This window comes from Pseudomonas sp. GD03862 (assembly GCF_029840855.1).
In the GTDB taxonomy this organism is placed as follows: domain Bacteria; phylum Pseudomonadota; class Gammaproteobacteria; order Pseudomonadales; family Pseudomonadaceae; genus Aquipseudomonas; species Aquipseudomonas alloputida.
In genome coordinates this window covers 18507-44864 of the sequence record NZ_JAOCDI010000049.1, presented here as the reverse complement: position 1 = coordinate 44864, position 26358 = coordinate 18507, and the positions used below count along the sequence as shown (strand labels likewise).

Annotated in this window: 25 protein-coding genes; 14 read left to right on the top strand and 11 right to left on the bottom strand. The window is 62.8% G+C overall.

Going from position 1 to position 26358, the window contains the following annotated elements:
* The 4 genes from N5D53_RS23845 to N5D53_RS23830 all read right to left on the bottom strand — a co-directional run.
* A partial coding sequence (locus N5D53_RS23845) for a tripartite tricarboxylate transporter permease (protein ID WP_279840940.1) occupies window positions 1-1506 on the bottom strand: 1506 nt, incomplete at its 3' end.
* Between the two features lies 1 nt (window position 1507).
* Entirely contained in the window at window positions 1508-1966 is a 459-nt protein-coding gene (locus N5D53_RS23840) for a tripartite tricarboxylate transporter TctB family protein (RefSeq protein WP_190870022.1), read from the bottom strand.
* A gap of 196 nt (window positions 1967-2162) precedes the next feature.
* On the bottom strand, window positions 2163-3143 hold the full coding sequence (locus N5D53_RS23835; protein ID WP_003252023.1) for a tripartite tricarboxylate transporter substrate binding protein: 981 nt from the start codon (window positions 3141-3143) through the stop codon (window positions 2163-2165).
* Between the two features lie 46 nt (window positions 3144-3189).
* The gene (locus N5D53_RS23830) at window positions 3190-4479 is read right to left on the bottom strand and encodes an OprD family porin (RefSeq protein WP_279840938.1); all 1290 of its coding nucleotides are present in this window, start codon (window positions 4477-4479) and stop codon (window positions 3190-3192) included.
* A 200-nt stretch (window positions 4480-4679) separates the two neighbouring features.
* Between N5D53_RS23830 and N5D53_RS23825 the strand changes: the two genes are divergently transcribed.
* Both N5D53_RS23825 and N5D53_RS23820 read left to right on the top strand, forming a co-directional pair.
* The gene (locus N5D53_RS23825) at window positions 4680-5351 is read left to right on the top strand and encodes a response regulator (protein WP_010952527.1); all 672 of its coding nucleotides are present in this window, start codon (window positions 4680-4682) and stop codon (window positions 5349-5351) included.
* Window positions 5344-6723 carry a sensor histidine kinase gene (locus tag N5D53_RS23820; RefSeq protein ID WP_104962477.1) on the top strand — a complete coding sequence of 460 codons (1380 nt, stop codon included), beginning with the start codon at window positions 5344-5346 and terminating at the stop codon, window positions 6721-6723. Before N5D53_RS23825 ends, N5D53_RS23820 begins: the two co-directional genes overlap by 8 nt.
* A gap of 65 nt (window positions 6724-6788) precedes the next feature.
* Here the strand turns inward: N5D53_RS23820 and N5D53_RS23815 are convergent, their stop codons facing one another.
* Window positions 6789-7595, bottom strand: coding sequence for an HDOD domain-containing protein (locus N5D53_RS23815; protein WP_028698136.1), 807 nt, complete (start codon window positions 7593-7595; stop codon window positions 6789-6791).
* Between the two features lie 55 nt (window positions 7596-7650).
* A complete protein-coding gene (locus tag N5D53_RS23810) occupies window positions 7651-8592 on the bottom strand; it encodes a folate-binding protein YgfZ (protein WP_104962476.1) in 942 nt (313 codons plus the stop codon).
* A 133-nt stretch (window positions 8593-8725) separates the two neighbouring features.
* Between N5D53_RS23810 and N5D53_RS23805 the strand changes: the two genes are divergently transcribed.
* Together N5D53_RS23805 and N5D53_RS23800 are read left to right on the top strand one after the other, a co-directional pair.
* A complete protein-coding gene (locus N5D53_RS23805) occupies window positions 8726-8980 on the top strand; it encodes a succinate dehydrogenase assembly factor 2 (RefSeq protein WP_003252043.1) in 255 nt (84 codons plus the stop codon).
* Entirely contained in the window at window positions 8964-9422 is a 459-nt protein-coding gene (locus N5D53_RS23800; protein WP_104962475.1) for a protein YgfX, read from the top strand. Before N5D53_RS23805 ends, N5D53_RS23800 begins: the two co-directional genes overlap by 17 nt.
* 118 nt (window positions 9423-9540) lie before the next feature.
* Here the strand turns inward: N5D53_RS23800 and nadB are convergent, their stop codons facing one another.
* Entirely contained in the window at window positions 9541-11145 is a 1605-nt protein-coding gene (gene nadB / locus N5D53_RS23795) for an L-aspartate oxidase (protein WP_121162146.1), read from the bottom strand.
* A gap of 435 nt (window positions 11146-11580) precedes the next feature.
* On the opposite strand from nadB, the gene rpoE reads away from it, so the two are divergent.
* From rpoE to pdxJ, 10 genes are all read left to right on the top strand, one after another.
* On the top strand, window positions 11581-12162 hold the full coding sequence (gene rpoE, locus N5D53_RS23790; protein WP_003252049.1) for an RNA polymerase sigma factor RpoE: 582 nt from the start codon (window positions 11581-11583) through the stop codon (window positions 12160-12162).
* Window positions 12163-12195: 33 nt separating this feature from the next.
* Window positions 12196-12786 carry an RseA family anti-sigma factor gene (locus N5D53_RS23785; RefSeq protein WP_003252050.1) on the top strand — a complete coding sequence of 197 codons (591 nt, stop codon included), beginning with the start codon at window positions 12196-12198 and terminating at the stop codon, window positions 12784-12786.
* Window positions 12787-12798: 12 nt separating this feature from the next.
* Complete coding sequence (locus N5D53_RS23780) at window positions 12799-13764, top strand: MucB/RseB C-terminal domain-containing protein (protein ID WP_121162144.1); 966 nt, start codon at window positions 12799-12801, stop codon at window positions 13762-13764.
* Window positions 13765-13940: 176 nt separating this feature from the next.
* Window positions 13941-15374 (top strand): DegQ family serine endoprotease, encoded by a 1434-nt coding sequence (locus N5D53_RS23775; protein ID WP_104962472.1) that lies wholly within the window; start codon window positions 13941-13943, stop codon window positions 15372-15374.
* 180 nt (window positions 15375-15554) lie between these two features.
* Window positions 15555-17354, top strand: coding sequence for a translation elongation factor 4 (lepA, locus tag N5D53_RS23770; RefSeq protein WP_010952535.1), 1800 nt, complete (start codon window positions 15555-15557; stop codon window positions 17352-17354).
* 5 nt (window positions 17355-17359) lie between these two features.
* On the top strand, window positions 17360-18214 hold the full coding sequence (gene lepB / locus N5D53_RS23765; RefSeq protein ID WP_003252057.1) for a signal peptidase I: 855 nt from the start codon (window positions 17360-17362) through the stop codon (window positions 18212-18214).
* A gap of 163 nt (window positions 18215-18377) precedes the next feature.
* Window positions 18378-19067, top strand: a complete 690-nt coding sequence (gene rnc, locus N5D53_RS23760; RefSeq protein WP_003252059.1) for a ribonuclease III — start codon at window positions 18378-18380, stop codon at window positions 19065-19067.
* Window positions 19060-19962 carry a GTPase Era gene (gene era, locus N5D53_RS23755; protein WP_003252061.1) on the top strand — a complete coding sequence of 301 codons (903 nt, stop codon included), beginning with the start codon at window positions 19060-19062 and terminating at the stop codon, window positions 19960-19962. Before rnc ends, era begins: the two co-directional genes overlap by 8 nt.
* Before the next feature lie 121 nt (window positions 19963-20083).
* The gene (gene recO, locus N5D53_RS23750) at window positions 20084-20767 is read left to right on the top strand and encodes a DNA repair protein RecO (RefSeq protein WP_104962471.1); all 684 of its coding nucleotides are present in this window, start codon (window positions 20084-20086) and stop codon (window positions 20765-20767) included.
* 43 nt (window positions 20768-20810) lie between these two features.
* Window positions 20811-21551, top strand: a complete 741-nt coding sequence (gene pdxJ / locus N5D53_RS23745; protein ID WP_190870023.1) for a pyridoxine 5'-phosphate synthase — start codon at window positions 20811-20813, stop codon at window positions 21549-21551.
* A gap of 52 nt (window positions 21552-21603) precedes the next feature.
* Here the strand turns inward: pdxJ and cmoB are convergent, their stop codons facing one another.
* From cmoB to lon, 4 genes are all read right to left on the bottom strand, one after another.
* Window positions 21604-22560, bottom strand: a complete 957-nt coding sequence (gene cmoB / locus N5D53_RS23740) for a tRNA 5-methoxyuridine(34)/uridine 5-oxyacetic acid(34) synthase CmoB (RefSeq protein WP_064491118.1) — start codon at window positions 22558-22560, stop codon at window positions 21604-21606.
* Window positions 22557-23300 carry a carboxy-S-adenosyl-L-methionine synthase CmoA gene (gene cmoA / locus N5D53_RS23735; protein ID WP_010952541.1) on the bottom strand — a complete coding sequence of 248 codons (744 nt, stop codon included), beginning with the start codon at window positions 23298-23300 and terminating at the stop codon, window positions 22557-22559. Before cmoA ends, cmoB begins: the two co-directional genes overlap by 4 nt.
* Window positions 23301-23389: 89 nt before the next feature.
* On the bottom strand, window positions 23390-23782 hold the full coding sequence (locus N5D53_RS23730) for a protease inhibitor I42 family protein (protein ID WP_014592209.1): 393 nt from the start codon (window positions 23780-23782) through the stop codon (window positions 23390-23392).
* A 151-nt stretch (window positions 23783-23933) separates the two neighbouring features.
* Window positions 23934-26351, bottom strand: coding sequence for an endopeptidase La (gene lon, locus N5D53_RS23725; RefSeq protein ID WP_121162142.1), 2418 nt, complete (start codon window positions 26349-26351; stop codon window positions 23934-23936).
* Between the last annotated feature and the right edge of the window lie 7 nt (window positions 26352-26358).

Sequence of the window (26358 nt, the reverse complement as noted above, 5' to 3'; positions counted from 1 at the left end):
GGCCAGGGCCCGGCGCTGCAGGCTGCGTTTGCGCCAGATGCGCAGCAGCGGCAGGGCGAGCATTACCACTACCAGCGCCCAGATGCCCATGCTGATCGGGCTCGACCAGAGGATGCCCAGTTCACCGTTGGAGATCGACAGCGCCCGACGCAGGTTCTGCTCCATCAGCCCGCCGAGGATGAAGCCCAGCAGAATCGGCGACAGTGGGAAGTCCAGCTTGCGCATGATGTAGCCCATGATGCCGATGCCGACCATCAGGAACAGGTCGAAGGTAGTGGCATGCACGGCGTAAACGCCGATCGCGGTGATGATGGCGATCACCGGCACCAGCGCCCAGTTTGGCACGGCGAGGATGCGGGTGAAGATGCGGATCATCGGGATGTTGAGGATCACCAGCATGATGTTGGCGACGAACAGCGAGGCGATCAGGCCCCAGACGATATCTGGCTGCTGTTCGAACAGCAGTGGGCCAGGGGTGATGTTGTACAGGGTCAGGGCGCCGATCATCACGGCCGTGGTGCCAGAGCCCGGTACGCCCAGGGTCAGCATCGGGACCAGGGCGCCACAGCAGGACGCACCAATGGCAGTTTCCGGGGCTGCCAGGCCACGGGCATCGCCTTTGCCGAACTTGCCGCTTTCCCCGGCCATGCGTTTCTCGGTCATGTAGGCCACGGCGCTGGCCAGCGTTGCGCCGGCGCCGGGTAGAACACCCATGATGAAACCGAGCAGGCCGCAACGGATGTTGACCAGGAACACCGAGGCCGCTTCCTTGAAGTTGAACAGCATACGGCCGGTAGCCTTGACCGCCTGGTGGCCATGGTGGGTCTTTTCCAGCAGCAGGAGGATTTCGCTGATGGAGAACAGGCCCAGCACGAGGACCACGAACTGAATGCCGTCGGCCAGGTGCACGCTGTCACCGGTGAAGCGGTACACGCCGCTGTTGGCGTCGATGCCGACCGCCGACAGGAACAGGCCGATGAGAGCGGCAATGAAGGTTTTCAGTGGTTTGTCACCGGCCATGCCACCCAGCGCGACGATGGCGAACACCATCAGCACAAAGTACTCCGCCGGGCCGAAGGCGATGGCCCATTTCGCCAGCAGCGGGGCGAACAGCACCATGCCGCAGGTGGCAATGAAGGCGCCGATGAACGAACTCCAGGCCGACAGCGACAGGGCAACACCGGCCAGGCCCTGGCGGGCCATCGGGTAACCATCGAGGGTGGTCATGACGGTCGAGGCTTCGCCCGGGATGTTCAGCAAGATCGAGCTGATACGCCCGCCATATTCGCAGCCCAGGTACACCGCGGCCAGCAGGATCAGCGCCGATTCCGGCGGCAGGCCGAGGGCAAAGGCGATGGGGATCAGCAGGGCCACGCCGTTGATCGGGCCCAGGCCCGGCAGCAGGCCGACCACGGTGCCGATCAAGGTGCCGGAGAGGGCGGTGACCAGGTTGTAGGGGGACAGGGCAATGCCGAAGCCCTGGCCCAGGTAGCTCAAGGTATCCATGTCAGTTCTCCAGTACGCTCAGCAGGCCAAGGGGCAGGGGCACGTCCATCACGCGGTCGAACAGCCAGTAGAGGAAAATGCTCATGCCGGCCACCACAATGGCGCTTTGCAGCCAGCGGCCACCGTACAGCCGAGCCATGGGCAGGCCGACCAGGATGGCGCTGAGGATGAAACCGAGCGCTTCGAAAGTGGCGGCGAAGACGATCAGCAGGCCGACACAGGCGGTGATCTTGATCAGGGTCTCGCGGTCCAGTTCCGGTTCGTCATCCTTGCGCACGATGAGCGTTGGGCGGAACACCAGGTACAGCAGGCCCAGTCCCATCAGGCCGAGCACCAGCAGCGGGTAAGCGCGCGGGCCCACCGGTTCATAGGAGAATGCAGCCTGATAGGGCCAGGCCATCACGGCCAGGGCGGCACACATCGCCAGCAGGGCCAGGGCGAAAATGCGTTGAAGGATCATTGGGGAATCCTCGTTGGGATTGCTCAAGTGAAATGCAAATCCTGTGGGAGCGGCCTTGCGTTGCGATCGGGCGCGAAGCGGCCGCTAAACCTGCCGATGCGATCTGTCCGAAGCATCGTATCGGCTGTGCCGGGGGCCGCTTCGCGCCCGATCCCGACACAAGGCCGCTCCCACAGGGGTGGTGAGTCCGACAGGCTTACTGGATCAGGCCGAATTCCTTGGCCAGCGCCTTGTAGTCAGCCACTTGCTTCTTCACATAGCCGTCCAGCTCTTCGCCGGTCATGGCGAACGGGAACAGCTCGCGCTGGTCTCGCAGCTTGGCGAAGTCCTCGGAGGCCAGCATCTTGTCGAACGAGGCCTTCCACCAGGCGTAGTCCTCGTCGCTCACTTTTGGCCCCAGGTAGAAACCGCGCACCACCGGCCAGACGATGTCGTAGCCCTGCTCCTTGGCAGTAGGGATGTCTTTCATTTCCGGCTCGTCCAGGCGGTTCTCAGAGAACACCGCGAGGATGCGCATGTTGCCGCTCTGGATGTGCGGCATGGAGTCGGAAATGTCGGTAGAGCCGACCTGGATGTGGCCGCCCAGCAATGCCGTGGCGATTTCGCCGCCGCCCTCCAGGGCCACGTAGCGCAGGTCGCGCGGGTTGATGCCAGCGGCCTTGGCGATCAACGCAGTCTGCATCCAGTCCTGGCTGCCGACGGTGCCGCCGGAACCGATCACGACCTTGCTCGGGTCTTTCTTCAGCGCTGCGACCAGGTCATCAAGTGTCTTGTAGGGCGAGTCGCTCTTCACCGCGATGGCACCGTAGCTGGTGCCGACGGCAGCCAGCCATTTCACTGCGTTTTCGTCGAAGCGGCCGAATTTGCCCTGAGCCAGGTTAAGCAGTGAGCCACTGGACCAGGCCACCAGCGTGCCGGCGTCTGCCGGGCGCTGGGCGACCACGGCGTTGTACGCGACCGCGCCGACACCGCCGGGCATGTAGGTGACGCGCATCGGTTTGCTGAGGATCTTTTCTTGTACCAGTGCGCTTTGCACCAGCTTGCAGGTCAGGTCGAAGCCACCGCCGGGTGAGGCGGGAGCGATGCATTCGGGGCGTTTCGGTTCTGCAGCGAGGGCGTTGCCGGCCAACAGCAGGCAGCCGGTAGCGAGGACGAGGCGGCGCAGTGAAAAGGTCATCGTCGATCTCCGTGAGTGTTGTTGTTATCGGATTACCGCTATGGGGTTACCACAGCGCCACGCTGTAGCTGACCAACAGCCTCACTTCATCCGCGTCACGGGCGAAGTTGGAGCGGAAGGTGGCGTTGCGCAGACGCACGGCGACGTTCTTCAACGGGCCGCTTTGTACCACGTACTTCAGTTCGGTGTTGCGTTCCCACTCTTTGCCTTCGCCGCCGGCAGCACGGCTGACGTTGTCACCGCTGATGTAACGGGTCATGAAGGTCAGGCCCGGCACGCCGAGCGCGGCGAAGTTGTAGTCGTAGCGCGCCTGCCAGGAGCGTTCGTCGGCCCCGGCGAAGTCATTGATCTGGACGAAGTTGACCAGGTACGGGTCGGCGCCATCCACATACGGGAAGGCACTTTCGCCAGACAACTGCTGCCAGGCGGCGCTGACCTTGTGCCCGCCCAGGGCATAGCTGAGCATGCCGTTGACGGTGGTGTTGTCGATGTTGCCGGCCTTGGCTGCACCGGCGTCGTCGCTCATGGCAAGGCGCAGGTCGGCACCCAGGGTGCCCGGGCCCCAGGGTTGGGTGGCGACCATGCCGATGAAGTGCTGGCGGTAGATATCGTCGAGCTGGGCGAAGTGGTAGCTGCCGGTGATGCGGTCGGTGAACTGGTAGTCGAGCCCCGCCAGGGCCAGGTTGTCAGCGCTGAAGGTGCCACCGAAGCGGCCGTTCTTGTTGTTCAGCGCCAGGTCTTCCCAGTTGGTGTCGTTGCGGTCCTTGGCTTTGTCTATGCGGCCACCAGTGAAGGTCAGGCCCTTGATCTCCTTGGAGGTGAGCAGGCCACCTTCGAAGGTTTGCGGCAGGATACGCCCATCGTTGGGCTGCAGGGTCGGCAGTTCGGGGATCAGGGTGCCGATCTTGAGTTCAGTCTGGGAGATCTTCACCTTGCCGGTCAGGCCCAGCTTGGAGTACTCGTCGGCAGCCTTGCCGTCATCGTGGGTCGGCAGCAGGCCGCTGTTGGCACGGTCCGGGCTGGAGTCGAGCTTGATGCCGAGCATGCCCAACGCGTCCAGGCCAAAGCCCACGATGCCATCGGTGTAGCCAGACTCGAAATTGAGGATGAAGCCCTGGGCCCATTCATCGCGCTTGGATTGCTGCGCGCTGGTGCCGTCGCGGAAGTCGCGGTTGAAGTACATGTTGCGGGTTTCGAAGGTGGCCGTGCTGTCTTCGAAGAAGGCGGCCTGGCTCATCGGGGCGACACCGGCAAGCGCGAGGGCGCTGGCGATGGCCGAGGGGCGAGCGATAAAGGAACGGGTAGGCGCGAACGCCTGCGGCTGCGATGACAGCATCGTCGATGACTCCGTTTATTGTTCTTATTCGTTGCACCTTGCTGGTGCTTTTTTCGGCGCGAAGGGCGACCGTGGTGCGATGCTAGGCAACGAACCTTTCGCTAACCTTTCAGCGTGAAAGGTTTGTCACGAGGGGCTTCACAGGCGTGGTGACAGCGGTACACTCCGCGCCACCGTCCCACCCGAGCAGGGAGAATCCGATGCGTGTGCTACTGGTCGAAGACCACCTGCAACTGGCCGAAAGCGTGGCCCTGGCCTTGAAAAGCCATGGCCTGACCGTGGATGTGCTGCATGACGGCGTGGCTGCCGACCTGGCGCTGGCCAGTGAGGAATACGCCGTGGCCGTGCTGGATGTCGGCCTGCCGCGCATGGACGGCTTTGAGGTATTGGCGCGCTTGCGAGGTCGTGGCAAGACCTTGCCGGTGCTGATGCTGACTGCGCGCAGTGACGTCAAGGACCGGGTCCATGGCCTGAACCTGGGCGCCGACGATTATCTGGCCAAGCCGTTTGAGCTGACCGAGCTGGAGGCGCGGGTCAAGGCCTTGCTGCGCCGCAGTGTGCTCGGTGGCGAGCGCCAGCAACGCTGTGGGCCGCTGGTGTATGACCTGGACACCCGTCGCTTCACCCTCGGTGACGACAACCTGACGCTGACCTCGCGCGAGCAGAGCGTGCTGGAAGCGCTGATCGCTCGCCCGGGCCGGGTGATGAGCAAGGAGCAGCTGGCTGCCCAGGTGTTTGGCCTGGACGAAGAAGCCAGCCCTGACGCCATCGAAATCTACATTCACCGGCTGCGTAAGAAGCTCGACGGGCACCCTGTGGCCATCGTCACTTTCCGCGGTCTGGGCTATTTGCTTGAGCACCGCGATGCGTGACAACGGCAGCCTGCGCGGGCGCTTGCTGGGTAATTTGGCGCTGTTGCTGGTGGTGCTGATGCTGGCCAGCGGCCTTAGCGCCTACTGGAATGGCCGCGAGGCCGCCGACACCGCCTACGACCGCACCCTGCTGGCTTCGGCGAGAACCATCGCCGCGGGCCTGTCGCAGCGCGATGGTTCGTTGAGCGCGGATGTGCCTTACGTGGCGCTGGACACGTTCGCCTATGACAGTGCGGGGCGCATTTACTATCAGGTGCTGGATATCAAGCAAAGGCTGATTTCTGGCTACGAGAACCTGCCGCCACCGCCGCCGGGTACGCCGCGCACCGATGACTATCCGGCATTGGCACGGTTCTACAACGCCACTTACCTGGGCCAGGACGTTCGTGTGGTCAGCCTGCTGAAGCCGGTCAGCGAGCCGAACATGAACGGCATGGCAGAGATTCGCGTAGCCGAAACCGAAGAAGCGCGGGTGCGTATGGCCCGAGGGTTGATGGCCGATACCCTGCTGCGCCTGGGCATGCTGGCACTGGGGGCGTTGGTGATGGTGTGGTTTGCCGTGAGTGCCGCGTTGCGGCCGTTGGAGCGCCTGCGCACAGCGGTGGAAGAACGCCAGCCGGACGACTTGCGAGCGTTGCCGGTGGTGCAGGTACAGCGCGAGCTGGGCCCGCTGGTGCGCGCCTTGAACCACTTTACCGAGCGCTTGCGCGGCCAGTTCGAGCGCCAGGCGCAGTTCATTGCCGACGCGGCCCACGAACTGCGAACGCCGCTGGCGGCGTTGAAGGCACGGGTCGAGTTGGGCTTGCGCTCGGCCGAGCCGCAGGAGTGGCGGCAGACCTTGGAGTCGGCAGCCCAGGGCACCGACAGGCTGACCCACCTGGCCAACCAGCTGTTGTCCCTGGCGCGGGTCGAGAATGGCGCACGGGCGATTGCCGAAGGCGGTGCGCAGCGTCTGGACTTGAGTCAGTTGGCCCGCGAGCTGGGCATGGCCATGGCGCCTTTGGCGCACAAGCGCGGGGTGGCGCTGGCGCTGGAGGCCGAGGCGCCGGTGTGGCTGAAGGGGGAGCCGACATTGCTCAACGAGTTGTTGAGCAACCTGGTGGACAATGCCTTGGCGCATACGCCAGCGGGTGGCAATGTGATTTTGCGGGTAATGGCGCCGGCAGTGCTGGAAGTGGAAGACGACGGGCCAGGTATTCCCGTGACCGAGCGCGAACGGGTGTTCGAGCGGTTCTACCGGCGAAGTGCGCAGGGCAGTGGGTTAGGGCTGGCGATCGTTGGCGAGATCTGTCGGGCGCACCTGGCGCAAGTGAGCCTGCATGATGGCGAGAAGGGCGGGTTGCGGGTGCGGGTGAGCTTTATCGCGGATTGATGGTTTGCCTGTGTCGCCCCTTTCATGGGCTCACCCGCGAAAGGGGCGACACAGGCTGCTACAGCTCAGCGCAACATGCTCCGCGCCTCCAGCAGTTCATCGACCTCCAGCTCGGTGCCAAACGGCAACCCCAGATGGCGGTACGCCGGCAGCGCAGCCAATGGCCGGTGACGCCCGCGCTGACTGATGCAGCGGGCGATCTGCACGATGTCGATGTAATCGATCTTGTCAGTCTGGCGGTCCAGGTCATGAACCTGGCTCGGCAGGTGGACCAACTGCTCCGGAAACTCCCAGGCCTTGAGGATCTTGTCCCCCAGCACCGGCTGGAGTTGCTCGATCACGTAATGCAGGCAAACCGGGTCGGACAACAGTTCGTTGTGCTCTTCGGCATAGATGAGTACCGGCAGCGCGCCAATCTGGTTGACCAGCCCACCCAAGGTGGCCTGGTCGGGCTTGAGAGGTGTGAAGCGGCGGCAGATTTCGTAGCTGATGCCCGCCACTTCCAGGCTACTGGCCCAGATATCGCGCAGTTTCTGCTCCACTGCCGGCGAGCGGGCATGGAAAATCTGCTCGATCACCAGGCCGATGGCCAGGTTGCAGCTGTAATTGATGCCTAGCCGCGTGATGGCGGTATGCAGGTCGGTCACCTCGACCGCAGCACGCAGCAGTGGGCTGTTGACGACCTTGATCAGGCGCGCTGACAGGGCCGCGTCGCGGCCGATCACCTTGCTCAGGGCCGCTACGCTGATCTCGCTGTCTTCCGCTGCCTCGCGGATGCTCAAGGCAACCTCGGGCAGGGTTGGCAGGACCAGGTCATCCTTTTCGATGGCGTCGAGCAATTGTGCTTGAACCAACTCGGCCAGCTTGTTCATGGGCATGTCTACCGCAGTGGTGGTGCGGCCCCGCCACAGGGGTGGGGCAGGCTGGTCAGCGCTGGATTTCCCGGTCGCGGTCCAGTTCGTAAGGCAGGGTCAGCACCTGCAGGCGCGGGCCTTCGAGGCTGCCCAGGTGCAGGTTGCCGTCTTCCACCGCCTCGGCGCTGAGCACCGCGAGCAGTTCGCAGCCCGTGCCGTTGCCGGCAGCAATGACCACTTCACCGACCGACGACCCATGGGTGGGCGAGAAAATCTCGGCGCCCGGGGCCGGAATGGCCTGCTGGTCCAGGGCCAGGCGGTACTGGCGGCGCTTGAGTTTGCCCAGGTACTGCATGCGGGCGACGATTTCCTGGCCGGTGTAGCAGCCTTTCTTGAAGCTGACGCCGTCGACGGCCTGCAGGTTGATCATCTGCGGGATGAACAGCTCACGGGTCGGGCCCATGACCTGGCCGATACCTGCGCGAATCTGCCCCAGCAGCCAATCGTTGACACTGCCTTCGGGCAGCGCTGCGGCAAGGGCCTGGCGTACAGGCTCGGCGTCAGCCGCCGGCACCCACAACTCGACCCGGCCGGCGGACACGGCGATCGCGATCAGCCCGTCATGGCGCACGGTGCTACCGGCGGCGGCGGGCACGACAAGCCCCAGCGCCTGCAGTGCAGCGTCGCCACCTTGCAGGCCGAAACGTGCCCATGCGCTGCTTTCGTCGGTCAGCGTGGCCTTGGAGAACACAGCGTACTTTTTCAGGTCGGCCAGTTGCGCGTCGAGCAGTTCACTGGCCATGGCCAGCAAGTAGCCGTTGCCTTCGGGCACTATGCGGAAGCTCGACTGCATGCGCCCCTTGACCATGCAGCGGGCGCCGAGGCTGGCGTGTTCCTGGCTGAGGTAGTTGATGTTGCAGGTCAGCTGGCCTTGCAGGAACTTGCCTGCATCGGAGCCGCGGACGGCGAGGATGCCCTCGTGGGACAGGGGGCAGAAGAAAGCGGAATCGGCCATGGGTCATCGCGGTGGCTAAAGACTGGCGGCCATCATAGAACGCCGGTAACAAAATAGGTAGGTGACTAGACCAACGCCCGGTGTCGCTTCGCGCGCCTGGCTGTATACTGGCGGCCCATTCGAGGAGGGCCCCATGGTCGAACAAACTGAACTCAACCGGCTTTTCTGGCACAGCCGCCGCGGCATGCTGGAACTGGACGTACTGCTGGTGCCTTTCACCCAGGAAGTCTACCCCACCCTCAATGAGACCGACCGTGAACTGTACGTGCGTCTCTTGAGCTGCGAGGATCAGGACATGTTCGGCTGGTTCATGGAGCGCACCGAGTCCGAAGACCCGGAACTGCAGCGCATGGTCCGCATCATTCTGGACCGTGTCCAGCCCAAGTGAGTGCTTCGAGTGCCGTTGGCAAGGCTCGCGCCTGCTGCTGACGGCCTACCTCGCTTGTCAGGTTCTGGCGTGGCTTGCCGTGTGGGCGAGCCCGCTGCCCGGGTGGATGGCCTTTTTTGTTGTCGCCGCCTGTACGGCCCACGCTGGCTGGGCCATTCCCCGACGTATCCTGTTGACCCATGAGCATGCTGTTGTCGGCCTGCGCCGTGATGTGCGGGGCTGGCAGGTGTTCAGCCGTGCCTGTGGGTGGCAGTCAGTGCGCTTGTGCCAGGACAGCGTGGCTTTGCCTGGGCTGGTGGTGTTGCGCTTTGAGCGGGCGGGGCGGTGGTTGGGGCAGAGCCAGTGCGTACCGGGGGATGCGCTGGGGCCGGATGAGCATCGGCGCTTGCGGGTGCGGTTGAAGTTCAGCCGGCGGCGCTGGGCTGCGGTGAGCCGGGCATAGATCGAGACCGGGTCAGCTTCTTCGCGGGCTCGCCCGCCCCCACAGCTACTGCGCAATGCTGCAAGGCAGTCAAATTCCTGTGGGAGGGGGCGAGCCCGCGAAGGCCGCGACGCCGTTTTCAGAGTGGGCTGAGGATAGTGTCCTTGGCCTCGCCCAGCATCCCTGGATAGTCCAGTGTGTAATGCAACCCTCGGCTTTCCTTGCGCTGCATGGCGGACAGGATCATCAGCTCGGCCACTTGCGCCAGGTTGCGCAGCTCGATCAGGTCACGGCTGACCTTGTAGTTGCTGTAGAACTCGTCGATTTCATCCAGCAGCAGGCGAATGCGGTGCTGGGCTCGCTGCAGGCGCTTGCTGGTGCGCACGATGCCGACGTAGTCCCACATGAAGCGCCGCAGTTCGTCCCAGTTGTGCGCAATGATCACGTCCTCGTCCGAGTCGGTCACCTGGCTGGCGTCCCAGCCGGGCAAGGCCTTGGGCATGGCCACTTGCTCCAGGTGCGCCTGGATGTCGGCAGCGGCGGCGCGACCGTACACAAAACATTCCAGCAGCGAGTTGCTGGCCATGCGGTTGGCGCCGTGCAGGCCGGTGAAACTGGTTTCGCCGATGGCATACAGGCCAGGCACATCGGTGTGGCCGCAGTCGTCGACCATCACCCCGCCGCAGGTGTAATGCGCCGCCGGCACCACTGGGATCGGCTGGCGGGTGATATCGATGCCAAAGGCCAGGCAGCGCTCGTACACGGTGGGGAAGTGGCTCTTGATGAAATCTGCAGGCTTGTGAGTGATGTCCAGGTATACGCAGTCCACGCCCAGGCGCTTCATCTCGTGGTCGATGGCGCGGGCCACGATGTCCCTTGGGGCCAGCTCTTCGCGTGGGTCGAAGCGTGGCATGAAGCGTTCGCCGTTGGGCAGGCGCAGCAGGGCGCCCTCGCCGCGCAGGGCTTCGGTGATCAGGAAACTCTTGGCCTGCGGGTGATACAGGCAGGTCGGGTGGAACTGGTTGAACTCCAGGTTCGCCACCCGGCAGCCGGCCCGCCAGGCCATGGCGATACCGTCGCCGCAGGCACCATCGGGGTTGCTGGTATAGAGATAGACCTTGGCCGCACCGCCTGTGGCCAGCACGGTGAAGCGCGCGCCGAAGGTGTCTACCTCGCCGGTGTTGCGGTCGAGCACGTAGGCGCCCAGGCAGCGTTCGCCGGGCAGGCCCAGGCGGCGTTCAGTGATCAGGTCGACCGCCACCCGCTGCTCCAGCAGCTGGATGTTCGGGCGCTGGCGAGCCTGTTCCAGCAGCGTGGTGAAGATTGCCGCGCCGGTAGCGTCGGCGGCGTGGATGATGCGCCGGTGGCTATGGCCCCCTTCACGGGTGAGGTGGAACTCGAAGCCGCCATCGTCGACGCTGTAGTGCTCATCGCGGGTGAAGGGCACGCCTTGCTCGATCAGCCACTGGATCGCTTCGCGGCTGTGCTCGACGGTAAAGCGCACCGCGTCTTCATGGCACAACCCGCCGCCGGCATTGAGGGTGTCCTCGACATGCGACTGCACAGTATCGGTGTTGTCCAGCACTGCAGCGACGCCGCCCTGGGCCCAGAAGGTCGAGCCGTTGGCCAGGTCGCCCTTGCTCAATACGGCAACGCGAAGGTGGCTGGGGAGGTTAAGTGCCAGGCTGAGACCGGCGGCACCGCTGCCGATCACCAGGACATCATGTTGGAATTGTTGGCTCATGTCGGGACACTAGTAATCTTTGGGAGGGGCACGGCACAATGGTCACGCGCGGATGGCATTGTGAAACTATCGTTAAACGTGGCCGGGATGCCTTTATAGCAGCCCCGGGTGGCCAATTTCCATGCTACCTGCCAGGTTGCGACAACCTTTGTGGGAACTTTCCGACATGGCCGGAAATCCTATGAAGGCTGCCCGTACGCCACAATTTGCCGCGGCGACGCAGGGCGGCAGGCCTTTCCAGGCTTACCCCTGTGTATTTGAAACCTGATTATCGACGTAGCCGGCCGTGACCGCGCCGCGTCTTCCGTGCAAGCCGACCAAGGGCTGCAGGAAACTTGCTTGGAGGGGAGAACTTTTGCGCAAAGCCCGAGTCTATGGTTGCAAGCCTGAACGATGGCAGATGCAACGCTCCTTCGAGTTCACTGAGGAGTGTTCATGCTAACCCAGGAAGAGGATCAGCAGCTTGTCGAGCGCGTTCAGCGCGGCGACAGGCGAGCTTTCGATCTGTTGGTGCTGAAGTATCAGCACAAGATTCTCGGGTTGATCGTGCGGTTTGTCCACGATACCCACGAGGCCCAGGATGTAGCACAGGAAGCCTTCATCAAGGCCTACCGTGCGCTTGGCAACTTCCGCGGCGACAGTGCGTTCTATACGTGGCTGTACCGCATCGCCATCAACACGGCGAAGAACTACCTGGTGTCCCGTGGAAGACGGCCGCCAGACAGTGATGTGAGCTCCGAGGATGCGGAGTTTTACGACGGCGATCATGGTCTCAAGGATCTCGAGTCCCCAGAGCGCTCGTTGTTGCGGGATGAAATCGAAGGCACTGTCCATCGCACCATCCAGCAACTGCCCGAAGACCTGCGTACGGCATTGACGCTACGCGAGTTCGACGGGCTGAGTTACGAAGACATTGCCAGTGTCATGCAATGTCCGGTGGGTACCGTGCGCTCTCGAATCTTCCGCGCTCGGGAGGCCATAGATAAAGCCCTGCAGCCGTTGTTGCAGGAAACCTGAGACAGCGGCGACAGCGCCAAGAGAGGAACCGCCATGAGTCGTGAAGCTTTGCAGGAATCGCTGTCCGCGGTGATGGATAACGAAGCGGATGAACTGGAACTGCGTCGGGTGTTGAACGCCGTCGACGACGCCGAAACCCGTGCCACCTGGTCGCGTTACCAGGTTGCCCGTGCAGCCATGCACAAGGAGCTGCTGCTGCCTAACCTGGATATCGCCTCTGCGGTGTCCGCGGCGCTGGCCGACGAAGCCGTGCCAGCCAAGGTCAAGAAAGGCCCTTGGCGCAGCATTGGCCGTCTGGCGGTAGCCGCCTCGGTTACTGTCGCGGTACTGGCCGGTGTGCGTATGTACAACCAGGACGAGATCACGGGTGCGGAGCTTGCTGCCCAGCAGCCTGTCCAGCAGGGCCTGAGTGTGCCACAAGCGCAAGGCCCGGCCGTTTTGGCAGGCTATAGTGAAAGCAGTGAGCAACCGACCGGGCCAATGGCCAATGGCGTGCTGCAGAACCAGGCCGGCTGGGATCAGCGTCTGCCAGGCTACCTGCGCCAGCATGCCCAGGAATCTGCGCTCAAGGGCACTGAAACCGCATTGCCGTATGCCCGCGCCGCCAGCCTGGAAAACCGTTAAGTAAGGAGGATCATGCGCGCGCTACCTCTCTTGTCGCTGCTGATTGGCAGCTGCATGACGGTGCCAGCATTGGCTGCCAATTCTTCGCCTGAGGCGAGTGAGTGGCTGAACAAGCTGGCACAGGCCGAGCAAAAACAGAGCTATCAAGGGTCGTTCGTCTACGAACGCAACGGCAGTTTCTCCTCCCACGACATCTGGCACAGGGTCGACGACGGCAAGGTCAGCGAGCGGCTGTTGCAGCTTGATGGCGCCGCCCAGGAAATCGTGCGCGTGGATGGCAAGGTGGAGTGTGTCAGCGGGGCCTTGGCCAGCGGTGTCACGGCGCCGCCGGATACCGCACCGCGTGTGCTTGATCCGCTGAAACTGATGGGTTGGTACGATTTGAGTGTGGCAGGCAAGTCACGGGTCGCCGGGCGCGATGCCGTGATCATTACGCTCACGCCACGCGACCAGCATCGCTATGCGTTCGAATTGCACCTGGACCGTCACTCGGGTTTGCCGCTGCGTTCGTTGATGCTCAACGACAAGGGGCAGTTGCTGGAACGCTTCCAGATGACCCGTCTCGATACCGATGAAATACCCAGCGACGCAGACCTGCGCCCAGGTGCTGCCTGCAAGCCAGTGCAGCATGTGGCAGCCGGCAGCAATGATACCGTCGCGGGTTGGCGTTCGGACTGGCTGCCACCCGGTTTCGAGCTGGTCAACAGCTCGGTACGCCGTGATCCCAAGCGCAACAGTTCGGTCAGCAGCCTGATGTATGACGACGGCCTGGCGCGTTTTTCGGTGTTCATCGAGCAAGTGAGCGATGATGGCGGCACCGACATGCGCACCCAGCTAGGCCCGACCTCGGCAGTCTCGCGTCGCCTGAATACACCCAAGGGCAAAGTGATGGTGACCGTGGTTGGCGAAATTCCGCTGGGTACGGCAGAACGCGTCGCCCTGTCGATGCGCCCCCAGGATGCCCAGGCGCGCCAGTAATGGCGCGCTTTTGCGTGCCGAGTCAAGGCAGGTGGGCATACGCCTGAAATGAAATTAAAGCATTGTCATTTGCAATCCATCGGCAAATTTTCTATAGGTCAGGCTTTGAAGAGCCTGGCCTTTTCTGCGTTGAGCAGGGGTCTTTCCAAACTACCGCTCGTTGTGACGGGAGTCGTATGTCAATACCACGCTTGAAATCCTACCTAATGATGTTCGCTGCTGTGCTGATGCTCGGCCAAGTAGTCGCCGCCCAGGCCGAGGAAGCCCTGCCGGACTTCACCACCCTGGTGGAGCAGGCTTCGCCGGCAGTGGTCAACATCAGTACCAAGCAGAAACTGCCTGACCGCCGGATCGCCGCAGGCCAGATGCCGGATCTGGAAGGCCTGCCGCCGATGTTCCGCGAGTTCTTCGAGCGCAACATGCCCCAGCAGCCGCGTTCGCCGCGCGGCGACCGCCAGCGCGAGGCGCAGTCGCTGGGCTCGGGTTTCATTATCTCCAGTGATGGCTACGTGCTCACCAATAACCATGTGGTGGCCGATGCCGACGAGATCATCGTTCGCCTGTCGGACCGTAGCGAGCTCCAGGCCAAGCTGGTCGGCACCGACCCGCGCACTGACGTGGCGCTGCTGAAGGTCGATGGCAAGAATTTGCCAACGGTGAAACTGGGTGACTCCGAGAAGCTCAAGGTGGGCGAGTGGGTACTGGCCATCGGTTCGCCGTTCGGCTTCGACCATTCGGTGACCAAAGGTATCGTCAGCGCCAAGGGCCGGACCCTGCCCAATGACACCTACGTACCGTTCATCCAGACCGACGTGGCCATCAACCCGGGTAACTCCGGCGGCCCGCTGTTCAACATGAAAGGCGAAGTGGTGGGGATCAACTCGCAGATCTTCACCCGTTCTGGCGGTTTCATGGGCCTGTCGTTCGCCATCCCGATCGATGTGGCGATCGATGTCTCCAACCAGCTGAAGAAAGACGGCAAGGTCAGCCGCGGCTGGCTGGGCGTGGTGATTCAGGAGGTCAACAAGGACCTGGCTGAATCGTTCGGCCTGGACAAGCCGGCGGGCGCCCTGGTGGCCCAGGTGCTGGAAAACGGCCCGGCAGCCAAAGGCGGCCTGCAGGTGGGCGACGTGATCCTCAGCATGAACGGCCAGCCAATCGTCATGTCGGCCGATCTGCCGCACCTGGTAGGCGGCCTCAAGGATGGCGAGAAGGCCAAGCTGGAAATCATCCGCAATGGCAAGCGCCAGAACCTGGACATCAGCGTCGGCGCGCTGCCGGATGACGACGTTGACATTGGCGCTGGCACCGAAGGCAGCGCCGAGCGCAGCAGCAACCGCCTGGGTGTATCGGTCGCCGACCTGACCGCCGAGCAGAAAAAATCCCTGGAGCTCAAAGGTGGCGTGGTCATCAAGGAAGTGCAGGATGGCCCGGCAGCCATGATCGGCTTGCGCCCGGGTGATGTCATCAGCCATCTGAACAACCAGGCCATCGGTTCTGCCAAGGAATTCACCGAAATCGCCAAGGAACTGCCGAAGAACCGTTCCGTGTCGATGCGCGTGCTGCGTCAGGGCCGTGCCAGCTTCATCACCTTCAAGCTTGCTGAATAAGCGGTTTCGCAAGGCGAAAGGGCAGCTTCGGCTGCCCTTTTTCATGAATATTCACAATTGCCGGAATGATTGCTGTGTACAGTCGGACAGAGGAATCTCCCATAACCCAGCAGCTTAAGGTACAATTCCCGGCTATTTTTCGGCGGGCGTCCGGCTCGCAGCCTTTTCGAGTGTTGACCCGTGAGTGATTTGAGTCATATCCGCAATTTCTCCATCATCGCCCACATCGACCATGGCAAGTCGACGCTGGCTGACCGTTTCATCCAGATGTGCGGTGGCCTGTCGGCGCGCGAGATGGAAGCCCAGGTGCTCGATTCCATGGACCTGGAGCGTGAGCGCGGTATCACCATCAAGGCCCACAGCGTCACGCTTCACTACAAGGCGCAGGACGGCAAGACCTACCAGCTGAACTTCATCGATACCCCCGGCCACGTCGACTTCACCTACGAAGTCTCGCGCTCGCTGGCGGCCTGTGAGGGGGCACTGCTGGTGGTCGACGCCGGCCAGGGCGTGGAGGCCCAGTCCGTAGCCAACTGCTACACCGCCATCGAGCAGGGCCTGGAGGTCATGCCGGTCCTGAACAAGATGGACCTGCCCCAGGCCGATCCGGACCGCGTCAAGGACGAAATCGAGAAGATCATCGGTATCGACGCCACCGACGCCGTCGCCTGCAGCGCCAAGAGCGGCATGGGCGTTGACGAGGTGCTCGAGCGCCTGGTGCACACCATTCCCGCGCCGGAAGGTGAGATCGACGCACCGCTGCAAGCGCTGATCATCGACTCCTGGTTCGACAATTACCTGGGCGTGGTCTCGCTGGTGCGCGTGCGCCAGGGCCGCGTCAAGAAAGGCGACAAGATCCTGGTCAAGTCCACCGGCAAGGTGCACCTGGTCGACAGCGTCGGTGTCTTCACCCCGAAACACACCCAGACTGCCGATCTGAAAGCCGGCGAAGTAGGCTTCATCATCGCCAGCATCAAGGACATCCACGGTGCCCCGGTTGGTGACACCCTGACCCTGTCCTCGACCCCTGAGGTCGAGGTGTTGCCAGGCTTCAAGAAGATCCAGCCGCAGGTCTATGCCGGCCTGTTCCCGGTCAGTTCCGACGACTTCGAGGATTTCCGCGACGCTCTGCAGAAGCTGACCCTGAACGACTCCTCGCTGCAGTACATGCCGGAAAGCTCCGACGCGCTGGGCTTTGGCTTCCGTTGCGGTTTCCTGGGCATGTTGCACATGGAGATCATCCAGGAGCGCCTGGAGCGCGAATACGACCTGGACCTGATCACCACCGCGCCCAGCGTGATCTACGAGCTGGAGTTGAAAACCGGCGAAACCATCGTCGTCGACAACCCGTCCAAGCTGCCGGACGTCTCGGCTGTAGCCGACTTCCGCGAGCCGATCGTCACCGCGACCATCCTGGTTCCGCAGGAGCACCTGGGCAACGTCATCACCCTGTGCATCGAGAAGCGTGGCGTACAGCGCGACATGCAGTTCCTCGGCAGCCAGGTGCAGGTGCGTTACGACATGCCGATGAACGAAGTGGTGCTCGATTTCTTCGACCGCCTCAAATCCACCAGCCGCGGCTATGCTTCGCTGGATTATCATTTCGATCGCTACCAGTCGGCCAACCTGGTCAAGCTGGACGTGCTGATCAACGGCGACAAGGTCGATGCCCTGGCATTGATCGTGCACCGCGACAACGCGGCCTACAAAGGCCGTGCGTTGACCGAGAAGATGAAGGAACTGATCCCTCGGCAGATGTTCGACGTAGCGATCCAGGCAGCCATTGGCGGCCAGATCATTGCGCGGACAACCGTCAAGGCGCTCAGAAAGAACGTACTGGCCAAGTGCTACGGTGGTGACGTCAGCCGTAAGAAGAAGCTGCTGGAGAAGCAGAAGGCCGGTAAGAAACGCATGAAACAGGTGGGCAACGTGGAAATTCCACAAGAAGCCTTCCTCGCCGTGCTCAGGTTGGATAGCTAGGTCCTATGTCGCTAAATTTCCCGCTGTTGCTGGTCATCGCCGTCTTCATCTGCGGTCTGCTGGGCTTGATCGACCTGCTGTTCCTGGCCCCGCGCCGGCGTGCGGCAATCGCCAACTATCAGGGTAGCGTCAGCCAGCCTGAGATGGCGGTGGTCGAACGGCTGAACAAGGAGCCGTTGCTGGTCGAGTACGGCAAGTCGTTCTTTCCGGTGCTGTTCATCGTGCTGGTGCTGCGTTCGTTCCTGGTCGAGCCGTTCCAGATCCCTTCGGGATCGATGAAACCGACCCTGGAAGTGGGCGACTTCATCCTGGTGAACAAATTCTCGTACGGCATTCGCCTGCCGGTGATCGACAAGAAGGTCATCGAGGTCGGTGACCCGCAACGCGGGGATGTGATGGTGTTCCGCTACCCGAGCGACCCGAATGTCAACTACATCAAGCGTGTGGTTGGCCTGCCGGGCGACGTGGTCCGCTACACCAACGACAAGCGGCTGTTCGTCAACGGCCAGCCCGTTGCCGAACAACTGGTGGGCAGCGAGCCGGGTACCCTGGGCAGTGCTCAGCTGTACAAGGAAAAGCTCGGCGCGGCCGAACACCTGATCCGCAAGGAAATGAGCCGTTATCGCATGCCGCCGGACCAGCAGTGGACCGTACCTGCGGGCCATTACTTCATGATGGGCGACAACCGCGACAACTCCAACGATAGCCGTTTCTGGGATGACCCGAACATTCCCAAGGAACTGCACGGCATGGTTCCGGACCGGAACATTGTCGGCAAGGCCTTCGCGGTGTGGATGAGCTGGCCAGAGCCCAAACTCAGCCACTTGCCCAACCTGTCGCGGGTTGGCCTGATCCATTGATACCCATCGGCGCTGTCCAGCAGACAGCGCCGAATGCATTTCTGACATAGGCTGTGTTCTCAGGGATCGGGAGATTCGCCGCAAATCGATCGGCGGACCACAGCCAAACAGTCTTTCAGGATGTTGATTTGAACAACGCGTTGAACAACGATCGGGTGGCCGCATGAGTGCTTCCCTTGCCGGTCTGGAGCGAAAGCTCGGTTACACCTTCAAGAACCAGGACCAGATGCTCCTGGCACTGACCCATCGCAGTTACGCCGGGCGCAACAATGAGCGCCTGGAGTTCCTCGGTGACGCCATTCTCAACTTCGTTGCCGGCGAAGCGCTGTTCGAGCGTTTTCCGCAGGCCCGCGAAGGCCAGTTGTCGCGGCTGCGTGCGCGGTTGGTCAAGGGTGAGACCCTGGCCCGTCTGGCCCGTGGTTTTGACCTGGGCGATTACCTGCGCCTGGGTTCCGGAGAACTCAAGAGCGGCGGCTTTCGCCGCGAGTCGATCCTGGCCGACGCCCTGGAGGCACTGATTGGTGCCATCTATCTGGACGCCGACATGGACACCGCCCGGGAGCGCATCCTGGCCTGGCTGGCCGATGAGTTCGAAGGCCTGACACTGGTCGACACCAATAAAGATCCGAAAACCCGCCTGCAAGAGTTCCTGCAGTCGCGCAGCTGTGAGCTGCCGCGTTACGAAGTCGTGGATATCCAGGGTGAACCACACTGCCGGACCTTCTTCGTCGAATGCGAAGTGGTACTGCTGAACAACAAGAGCCGTGGTCAAGGCGTTAGCCGGCGTATTGCCGAGCAAGTCGCCGCCGCGTCTGCACTGATCGCCCTGGGCGTGGAGAATGGCAATGACTGATAGCAACCCGACCCGCTGCGGCTACGTAGCCATTGTCGGCCGTCCCAACGTCGGCAAGTCGACCCTGCTCAACCACATCCTGGGCCAGAAGCTGGCGATTACCTCGCGCAAGCCGCAGACCACCCGCCACAACATGCTCGGCATCAAGACCGAAGGTGATGTGCAGGCCATCTACGTCGATACCCCCGGTATGCACAAGGCCAATGACAAGGCCCTGAACCGTTACATGAACCGCAACGCCTCGGCGGCCCTCAAGGACGTCGACGTGGTTATCTTCGTGGTTGACCGTACCAAGTGGACCGACGAGGACCAACTGGTTCTGGAGCGCGTGCAGTATGTCACCGGCCCGCTGATCATCGCGGTCAACAAGACCGACCGCATGGAAGAGAAAGCCGAGCTCATCCCGCACCTGCAGTGGCTGCAAGAGCAACTGCCGAACGCCGAGGTGATGCCGATTTCGGCACAGCAGGGGCACAACCTTGAAGCGCTGGAAGCACAGATCGCCAAGCACCTGCCCGAGAACGATCATTTCTTCCCCGAAGACCAGATCACCGACCGTAGCAGCCGCTTCCTGGCCGCCGAACTGGTGCGTGAGAAGATCATGCGCCAGCTGGGTGCGGAGTTGCCGTACCAGATCACGGTGGAGATCGAGGAATTCAAGCAGCAGGGCCATGTGCTGCACATTCACGCGTTGATCCTGGTTGAACGCGATGGCCAGAAGAAAATCATCATTGGTGACAAGGGCGAGCGCATCAAGCGCATCGGTTCCGAGGCGCGCAAGGACATGGAAGTGCTGTTCGATTCCAAGGTCATGCTCAACCTGTGGGTCAAGGTAAAGGGCGGCTGGTCCGACGACGAGCGCGCCCTGCGTTCGCTGGGCTACGGCGACCTGTAATTACCTGACCGGTCGGTTATTCCTGTGGGAGCGGGCTTGCCCGCGAATGCGATAGTGGGTTCACTGACGCTTTCGCGGGCACGCCCGCTCCCACACGTACATCAGGCCCCAGAGATAGTGCATGGACCAACCCACCCCCCAGCCAGCCTACGTACTGCACAGCCGTGCCTACAAGGAAACCAGCGCGCTGGTGGACTTTTTCACCCCGCAGGGCCGCATGCGCGCCGTGTTGCGTCGCGCGCGGGGTAAGGGCGGCAGCCTGGTGCGGCCGTTCGTGTCGCTGGAGGTGGAACTGCGTGGGCGTGGCGAGCTGAAGAATGTCAGCCGCATGGACAGCACCGGCATCGCCGCCTGGCTTCACGGCGATGCGCTGTTCAGCGGGCTGTACCTCAATGAGCTGCTGATGCGCCTGTTGCCTGCCGAAGCGCCGTTCCCGGCCCTGTTCGAGCACTACACCTTGACCTTGCAGGCACTGAGCGCCGGTCGACCGCTGGAACCCCTGCTGCGCTCGTTCGAATGGCGGCTGCTGGACGAACTCGGCTATGCGTTTTCCTTGCACCATGACGTCAACGAGCAGCCCATTGCCGCCGATGGCCTGTACCGCTTGCGCGTTGACGCCGGCCTGGAGCGGGTTGAGCTGGCGCAGCCCGGTCTGTTCCGTGGCACCGAACTGCTGGCCCTGGCCCAAACCGACTGGGATGCCCCTGGCGCCTTGCTTGCCGCGAAGCGGCTGATGCGCCAGGCACTGGCAGTTCACCTGGGGGCAAAACCGCTGGTCAGCCGGGAACTGTTTCGCAAGCGCTGATCAGGACGTATGCTGTTGGGCTCAATCCTCAGGAGAGCCTTTCGTGACTCACAGCAACCGCATGCTTCTTGGCGTCAACATCGACCACGTGGCGACCCTGCGCCAGGCCCGTGGCACGCGCTACCCTGACCCGGTCAAGGCTGCCCTGGACGCCGAGGAAGCAGGCGCCGATGGCATCACCGTGCACCTGCGCGAAGACCGCCGGCACATCCAGGAGCGTGACGTCGTGCTGCTCAAGGATGTACTGCAGACCCGCATGAACTTCGAGATGGGCGTCACCGAAGAGATGATGGCCTTTGCCGAAAAGATTCGGCCGGCGCATATCTGCCTGGTACCCGAAACCCGTCAGGAGCTGACCACCGAAGGTGGCCTGGACGTGGCAGGGCAGGAAGCGCGGATCAAGGCTGCAGTGGAACGGCTGGCACGTACCGGTGCCGAGGTGTCGCTGTTCATCGACGCCGACGAGCGGCAGATCGAGGCCTCGCGTCGGGTCGGCGCACCGGCCATCGAGCTGCACACCGGCCGTTATGCCGATGCCGAAACCCCCACCGATGTGGCTGAAGAGCTCAAGCGAATCGTCGACGGTGTGGCGATTGGCGTGGGGCAGGGGCTGATCGTCAATGCGGGTCACGGGCTGCACTACCACAACGTCGAGGCGGTGGCGGCGATCAAGGGTATCAATGAACTGAACATTGGCCATGCGCTGGTGGCCCATGCCCTGTTTGTCGGCTTCAAGGCTGCTGTGGCCGAGATGAAGGCGCTGATCGTGGCGGCTTCGCGCTGATTTGTCGGCTCCTCGCCGCAAGTGAATTCAGGCGCCCTTGCGGGCGCCTTTCTCATTTGCGCGCCAGCAGGGTGGCGCGGCGAGGGGCAGGCAGGCCTTCGACGGTCTTGCTGTGGTCGTTCGGGTCGAGGAAGTCGCTCAGTGACTGGTAGCGCATCCAATCGGTGCTGCGCTGCTCCTCGACGCTGGTCACGCTCACGTCGACGCAGCGCACATCGCTGAAGCCGGCACGGCGCAACCAGCGGGCCAGCGCCGGTACCGACGGCAGGTACCAGACGTTGCGCATCTGTGCGTAGCGGTCCTCAGGCACCAGCACCTGGTTTTCGTCGCCCTCGATAACCAGCGTTTCCAGCACCAGCTCGCCACCCTTGACCAGGCAGTCCTTGAGCGCCAGCAGGTGCTCGATGGGCGAGCGGCGGTGATAGAACACGCCCATGGAAAACACGGTATCGAAACCTTCCAGGTTGGCGGGCAGGTCTTCCAGGGCGAACGGCAGGTGCCAGGCCGGCAACTCCGGCAGGTATTGCTGCACGGCCTGGAACTGGCAGAAGAACAGCCAGTTGGGGTCGACCCCAATCACCATGTCTGCGCCGGCGCCGAGCATGCGCCACTGGTAGTAGCCATTGCCGCAGCCCACGTCGAGTACACGCTTGCCCTTGAGGTCCAGGTGCGGGCCGACCCGTGACCACTTCCAGTCCGAACGCCATTCGGTGTCAACGTGCACGCCAAACAGGTCGAACGGCCCTTTGCGCCAGGGCGACAGGCCCATCAGTGCCTGGCGCATCTGCGCGCGGGTGGCGTCGTCGCAGTCGCAATCCAGACGCAACCCGTTGACCAGGTCGATTTCACTGGGTTGCAGGGCGGGCAGGGCTTCCAGCGCCCCGCGCCAGCGGTCGAGGTCACCGTGACCCTTTTCCAGCTTGGCGTCCAGTTGTGCTTGCAGGCCTTGCGACCAGGAAGCCAGGGGCGTGCCCGCCAGGCGGCGGACGAGGGGAGACAGATCGATCATGGCAGGGCTATCAACGAGGCGAAGTTAAGGCATTGGAACCAAGGCACCACTTTCGAGAAGCCGGCTGCGCGCAGGCGTTCCTGGTGGGTTTCGAGTGTATCGGGCTTCATCACGTTTTCGATGGCGCTGCGCTTCTGGGCGATCTCCAGTTCGCTGTAGCCATTGGCCCGTTTGAAATCCAGGTGCAGTTCATTGAGCAGGTCCTGCTCTTGTTCATCGGCGAAGCGCAGCTTCTCCGACAGAATCAGCGCACCGCCGGGCAGCAGCGCCTGGCGGATTCGCCCGAGCAGTTCAAGGCGCTGGTCAGGGGCGATGAACTGCAGGGTGAAGTTCATCGCCACTACCGAGGCGGGCTCGAAGGGCAGGGCAAGGATATCGGCTTCCAGTACTTGCACTGGCAGCAACTCCTGGAACATCGAATCCTGCGCAGTAAGGTACTGGCGGCAGCGCTCGACCATGGCGGCGGAGTTATCCACCGCGATTACCCTGCAGCCGTCGCTGCGCACATGGCGCCGCAGCGACTGGGTAACGGCACCCAGCGATGCGCCCAGATCGTACAGTGCGGTGCCTGGCTGGGCGAACCGAGCGGCCAGTACCCCGAGGTTCTCGACAATGGTTGGGTAACCGGGCACCGAGCGCTTGATCATGTCCGGGAACACACGCACGACGTCTTCGTTGAAGACGAAGTCGGGCACCTGCTCCAGGGGTTGGGAGAAAAGGCGGTCGGGTTGTTTGCTCACGGCGAATCCAGGCGGCTGGTGATAGGCAGGGGGCGCATTCTAGCCAAACCGCAGCCCGGATGCATGGTTGGCTGACCAGCGCTTTGCGTTCAATTGACCCGAATGCTGCAATCGAAGGTCTGCACCGGGCGCACTTCCGGGGCCCAGGGTTGCTGGTAGACCAATACCAGGTTCCCTTCGCCCGTAGCGCGGGCCTGGAAGCGCCAGGTCGATAGGCCCGAGCTGCCGACGATACCGGTGTCTTCAGGCGCGCTGTAAACCTCGGGGCCAAGGCTTTGCAATACGTTGGGCGCCGGGTTCTGTACCAGCCAGCGGTAGCCGGTGGTGGGGTTGCTGGGCAGGGTAAGCGTGAGGATCTGGCCGACCTGCAGGCGCTTGGGGCATTCGCTTTCGGCGTCCAGGTCAACAGGCTGCGAGGGTTGTTGCGCGCAGGCAGAAAGCAGGGCGAAGCTCAGGGGAACGAGCAGACGAGGAGAGGTCATGGTGGCTCCGAAGGCTGGCGATGGCCTGAGGATACCCGATGATCGAGGAAATTTGTGCTGCCTGTGCCGGCCCTTTCGCGAGTAAGCCCGCGCCTGCAGGGGTAGCGTACCCTTGCAGGCGCGGGCTTGCCCGCGAAGAGGCCGGTGCAGGCTAGAACAGCACTTTCGCCACGTCGGCAAAGCGCTTGGCGAAATGCACTGTCAGGCCTTCGCGCAGGTAGTCCGGCAGTTCTTCGAAGTCACCGCGGTTGGGCTCCGGCAGGATCAGTTCGAAAATCTTCTGCCGCCGCGCTGCAATCACCTTCTCGCGCACGCCGCCAATCGGCAGTACCTGACCGGTGAGGGTCAGCTCGCCCGTCATGGCGACACCTTTTTTGGCAGACTGGTCGCGGGCCAGTGAAAGCAAAGCGCTGGCCATTGTGATGCCGGCACTGGGGCCGTCCTTGGGCGTGGCGCCTTCTGGGACGTGCAGGTGGATGAACGCTTCGTTGAAGAAACCTGGATCCCCGCCAAATTGCTTGAGGTTGGAGCTGATGTAGCTGTAGGCAATTTCGGCAGACTCCTTCATCACGTCACCCAGCTTGCCGGTCAGCTTGAAGCCGCGGTTGTGGGTGTGGATGCGGGTCGCCTCGATCGGCAGCGTGGCGCCGCCCATGCTGGTCCAGGCCAGGCCGGTGATGACGCCTTTGCCAGCCAGTACCTGCTCGCTGCGGAACACCGGTATGCCGAGTGCGGTTTCCAGGTCCTTGGTGCCGATCTTAAGCTTGGCGTCGGGGTTTTCCAGCAGCTTGACCACGGCCTTGCGCACCAGTTTGCCCAGTTGCTTCTCCAGCTGGCGCACGCCCGCCTCGCGGGCATAACCGTCGATCACCAGGCGCAGGGCGCTGTCGCTGATGCTGAGGCTGGTCTTGGAAACGCCGGCCTTTTCCAGCTGCTTGGGCCACAGGTGGCGCTTGGCGATGGTCAGTTTTTCTTCGGTGATATAGCCGGACAGGCGGATCACTTCCATGCGGTCGAGCAACGGCCCGGGAATCGAATCGAGGGTGTTGGCAGTGCACACGAACAGCACCTTGGACAAGTCCAGGCGCAGGTCGAGGTAGTGGTCGAGGAAGTCGACGTTCTGCTCGGGGTCGAGGGTTTCCAGCAACGCTGATGCCGGGTCACCCTGATAGCTCTGGCCCATCTTGTCGATTTCGTCGAGCATGATCACCGGGTTCATCACTTCGACGTCTTTCAGGGCCTGCACCAGCTTGCCGGGCTGGGCACCGATGTAGGTGCGGCGGTGGCCCTTGATCTCGGCTTCGTCACGCATGCCGCCGACGCTGAAGCGATAGAATGGCCGGCCGAGCGATTCGGCGATGGACTTGCCGATGCTGGTCTTGCCCACCCCGGGCGGGCCCACCAACAGCACGATCGAGCCGCTGATCTCGCCTTTCCAGGCGCCCACGGCGAGGAATTCGAGGATGCGCTCCTTGATGTCGTCGAGGCCGGAGTGGTACTGGTCGAGGACTTTGCGCGCATGCTTGAGGTCGAGCTTGTCTTTGCCGTACACGCCCCACGGCAGGGCGGTGGCCCATTCCAGATAATTGCGGGTGACGGCGTACTCGGGCGAGCCGGTTTCCAGAATGGCCAGTTTGCCCATCTCTTCATCGATGCGCTTGCGTGCCTGCGGTGGCAGGGTCTTGCCTTCCAGGCGCTGTTCGAACTGTTCGAGGTCGGCGCTGCGGTCGTCCTTGGTCAGCCCCAGCTCTTGCTGGATGACCTTGAGTTGTTCCTTGAGGAAAAACTCGCGCTGGTGCTCGCCGATCTGCCGGTTGACCTCGGCCGAGATCTCGTTCTGCAAGCGCGCGACTTCCACCTCTTTGCGCAGCATTGGCAGTACTTTCTCCATGCGTTTGAGCATGGGCACGCAGTCGAGCACTTCCTGCAACTGATTGCCGGTGGCCGAGGTGAGCGCGGCGGCGAAGTCGGTGAGCGGCGAAGGGTCGTTGGGGCTGAAGCGGTTGAGGTAGTTCTTCAGCTCTTCGCTGTACAGCGGGTTGAGCGGCAGCAGCTCTTTGATCGCGTTGATCAGCGCCATGCCGTAGGCTTTGACCTCGTCGGTCGGCTCGGCGGGCTGGCGCGGGTATTCGACTTCGACCAGGTAGGGCGGGCGGTGGTGCTTGAGCCAGTTGCGGATGCGCACCCGGGACAGGCCCTGGGCGACGAACTGCAATTTGCCGTTTTCGCGGCTGGCATGGTGCACCTTGACCAGCGTGCCGTACTGCGGCAGTGCCGAGGTGTCGAAGTGGCGGTGGTCTTCTGGCGGGGTGTCCATGAAGAACAGCGCCAGGCAGTGGTCCGGTGACTTGGCTACCAGGTCGAGCGTTTCGGCCCAGGGCTCTTCATTGACGATCACCGGCAGTACTTGGGCCGGGAAGAACGGGCGGTTGTGGATCGGGATGACGTAGACCTTGTCCGGCAGCTGCTGACCGGGCAGGGCGAGGGCGTGGCCGGCTTCGGCCTGGAAGGTGTGCTCGACTTCGCTGTGTTCGTCAGGGTGTTCGGGGAAATCCTGCTGGTCGCTCATGGGGCAC

Coding starts and splice junctions, on each gene's coding strand:
- N5D53_RS23840 (WP_190870022.1), bottom strand. CDS start 1,966: ATGATCCTTCAACGCATTTTCGCCCTGGCCCTGCTGGCGATGTGTGCC.
- N5D53_RS23835 (WP_003252023.1), bottom strand. CDS start 3,143: ATGACCTTTTCACTGCGCCGCCTCGTCCTCGCTACCGGCTGCCTGCTG.
- N5D53_RS23830 (WP_279840938.1), bottom strand. CDS start 4,479: ATGCTGTCATCGCAGCCGCAGGCGTTCGCGCCTACCCGTTCCTTTATC.
- N5D53_RS23825 (WP_010952527.1), top strand. CDS start 4,680: ATGCGTGTGCTACTGGTCGAAGACCACCTGCAACTGGCCGAAAGCGTG.
- N5D53_RS23820 (WP_104962477.1), top strand. CDS start 5,344: ATGCGTGACAACGGCAGCCTGCGCGGGCGCTTGCTGGGTAATTTGGCG.
- N5D53_RS23815 (WP_028698136.1), bottom strand. CDS start 7,595: ATGAACAAGCTGGCCGAGTTGGTTCAAGCACAATTGCTCGACGCCATC.
- N5D53_RS23810 (WP_104962476.1), bottom strand. CDS start 8,592: ATGGCCGATTCCGCTTTCTTCTGCCCCCTGTCCCACGAGGGCATCCTC.
- N5D53_RS23805 (WP_003252043.1), top strand. CDS start 8,726: ATGGTCGAACAAACTGAACTCAACCGGCTTTTCTGGCACAGCCGCCGC.
- nadB (WP_121162146.1), bottom strand. CDS start 11,145: ATGAGCCAACAATTCCAACATGATGTCCTGGTGATCGGCAGCGGTGCC.
- rpoE (WP_003252049.1), top strand. CDS start 11,581: ATGCTAACCCAGGAAGAGGATCAGCAGCTTGTCGAGCGCGTTCAGCGC.
- N5D53_RS23785 (WP_003252050.1), top strand. CDS start 12,196: ATGAGTCGTGAAGCTTTGCAGGAATCGCTGTCCGCGGTGATGGATAAC.
- N5D53_RS23780 (WP_121162144.1), top strand. CDS start 12,799: ATGCGCGCGCTACCTCTCTTGTCGCTGCTGATTGGCAGCTGCATGACG.
- N5D53_RS23775 (WP_104962472.1), top strand. CDS start 13,941: ATGTCAATACCACGCTTGAAATCCTACCTAATGATGTTCGCTGCTGTG.
- lepB (WP_003252057.1), top strand. CDS start 17,360: ATGTCGCTAAATTTCCCGCTGTTGCTGGTCATCGCCGTCTTCATCTGC.
- rnc (WP_003252059.1), top strand. CDS start 18,378: ATGAGTGCTTCCCTTGCCGGTCTGGAGCGAAAGCTCGGTTACACCTTC.
- era (WP_003252061.1), top strand. CDS start 19,060: ATGACTGATAGCAACCCGACCCGCTGCGGCTACGTAGCCATTGTCGGC.
- recO (WP_104962471.1), top strand. CDS start 20,084: ATGGACCAACCCACCCCCCAGCCAGCCTACGTACTGCACAGCCGTGCC.
- cmoB (WP_064491118.1), bottom strand. CDS start 22,560: ATGATCGATCTGTCTCCCCTCGTCCGCCGCCTGGCGGGCACGCCCCTG.
- N5D53_RS23730 (WP_014592209.1), bottom strand. CDS start 23,782: ATGACCTCTCCTCGTCTGCTCGTTCCCCTGAGCTTCGCCCTGCTTTCT.
- lon (WP_121162142.1), bottom strand. CDS start 26,351: ATGAGCGACCAGCAGGATTTCCCCGAACACCCTGACGAACACAGCGAA.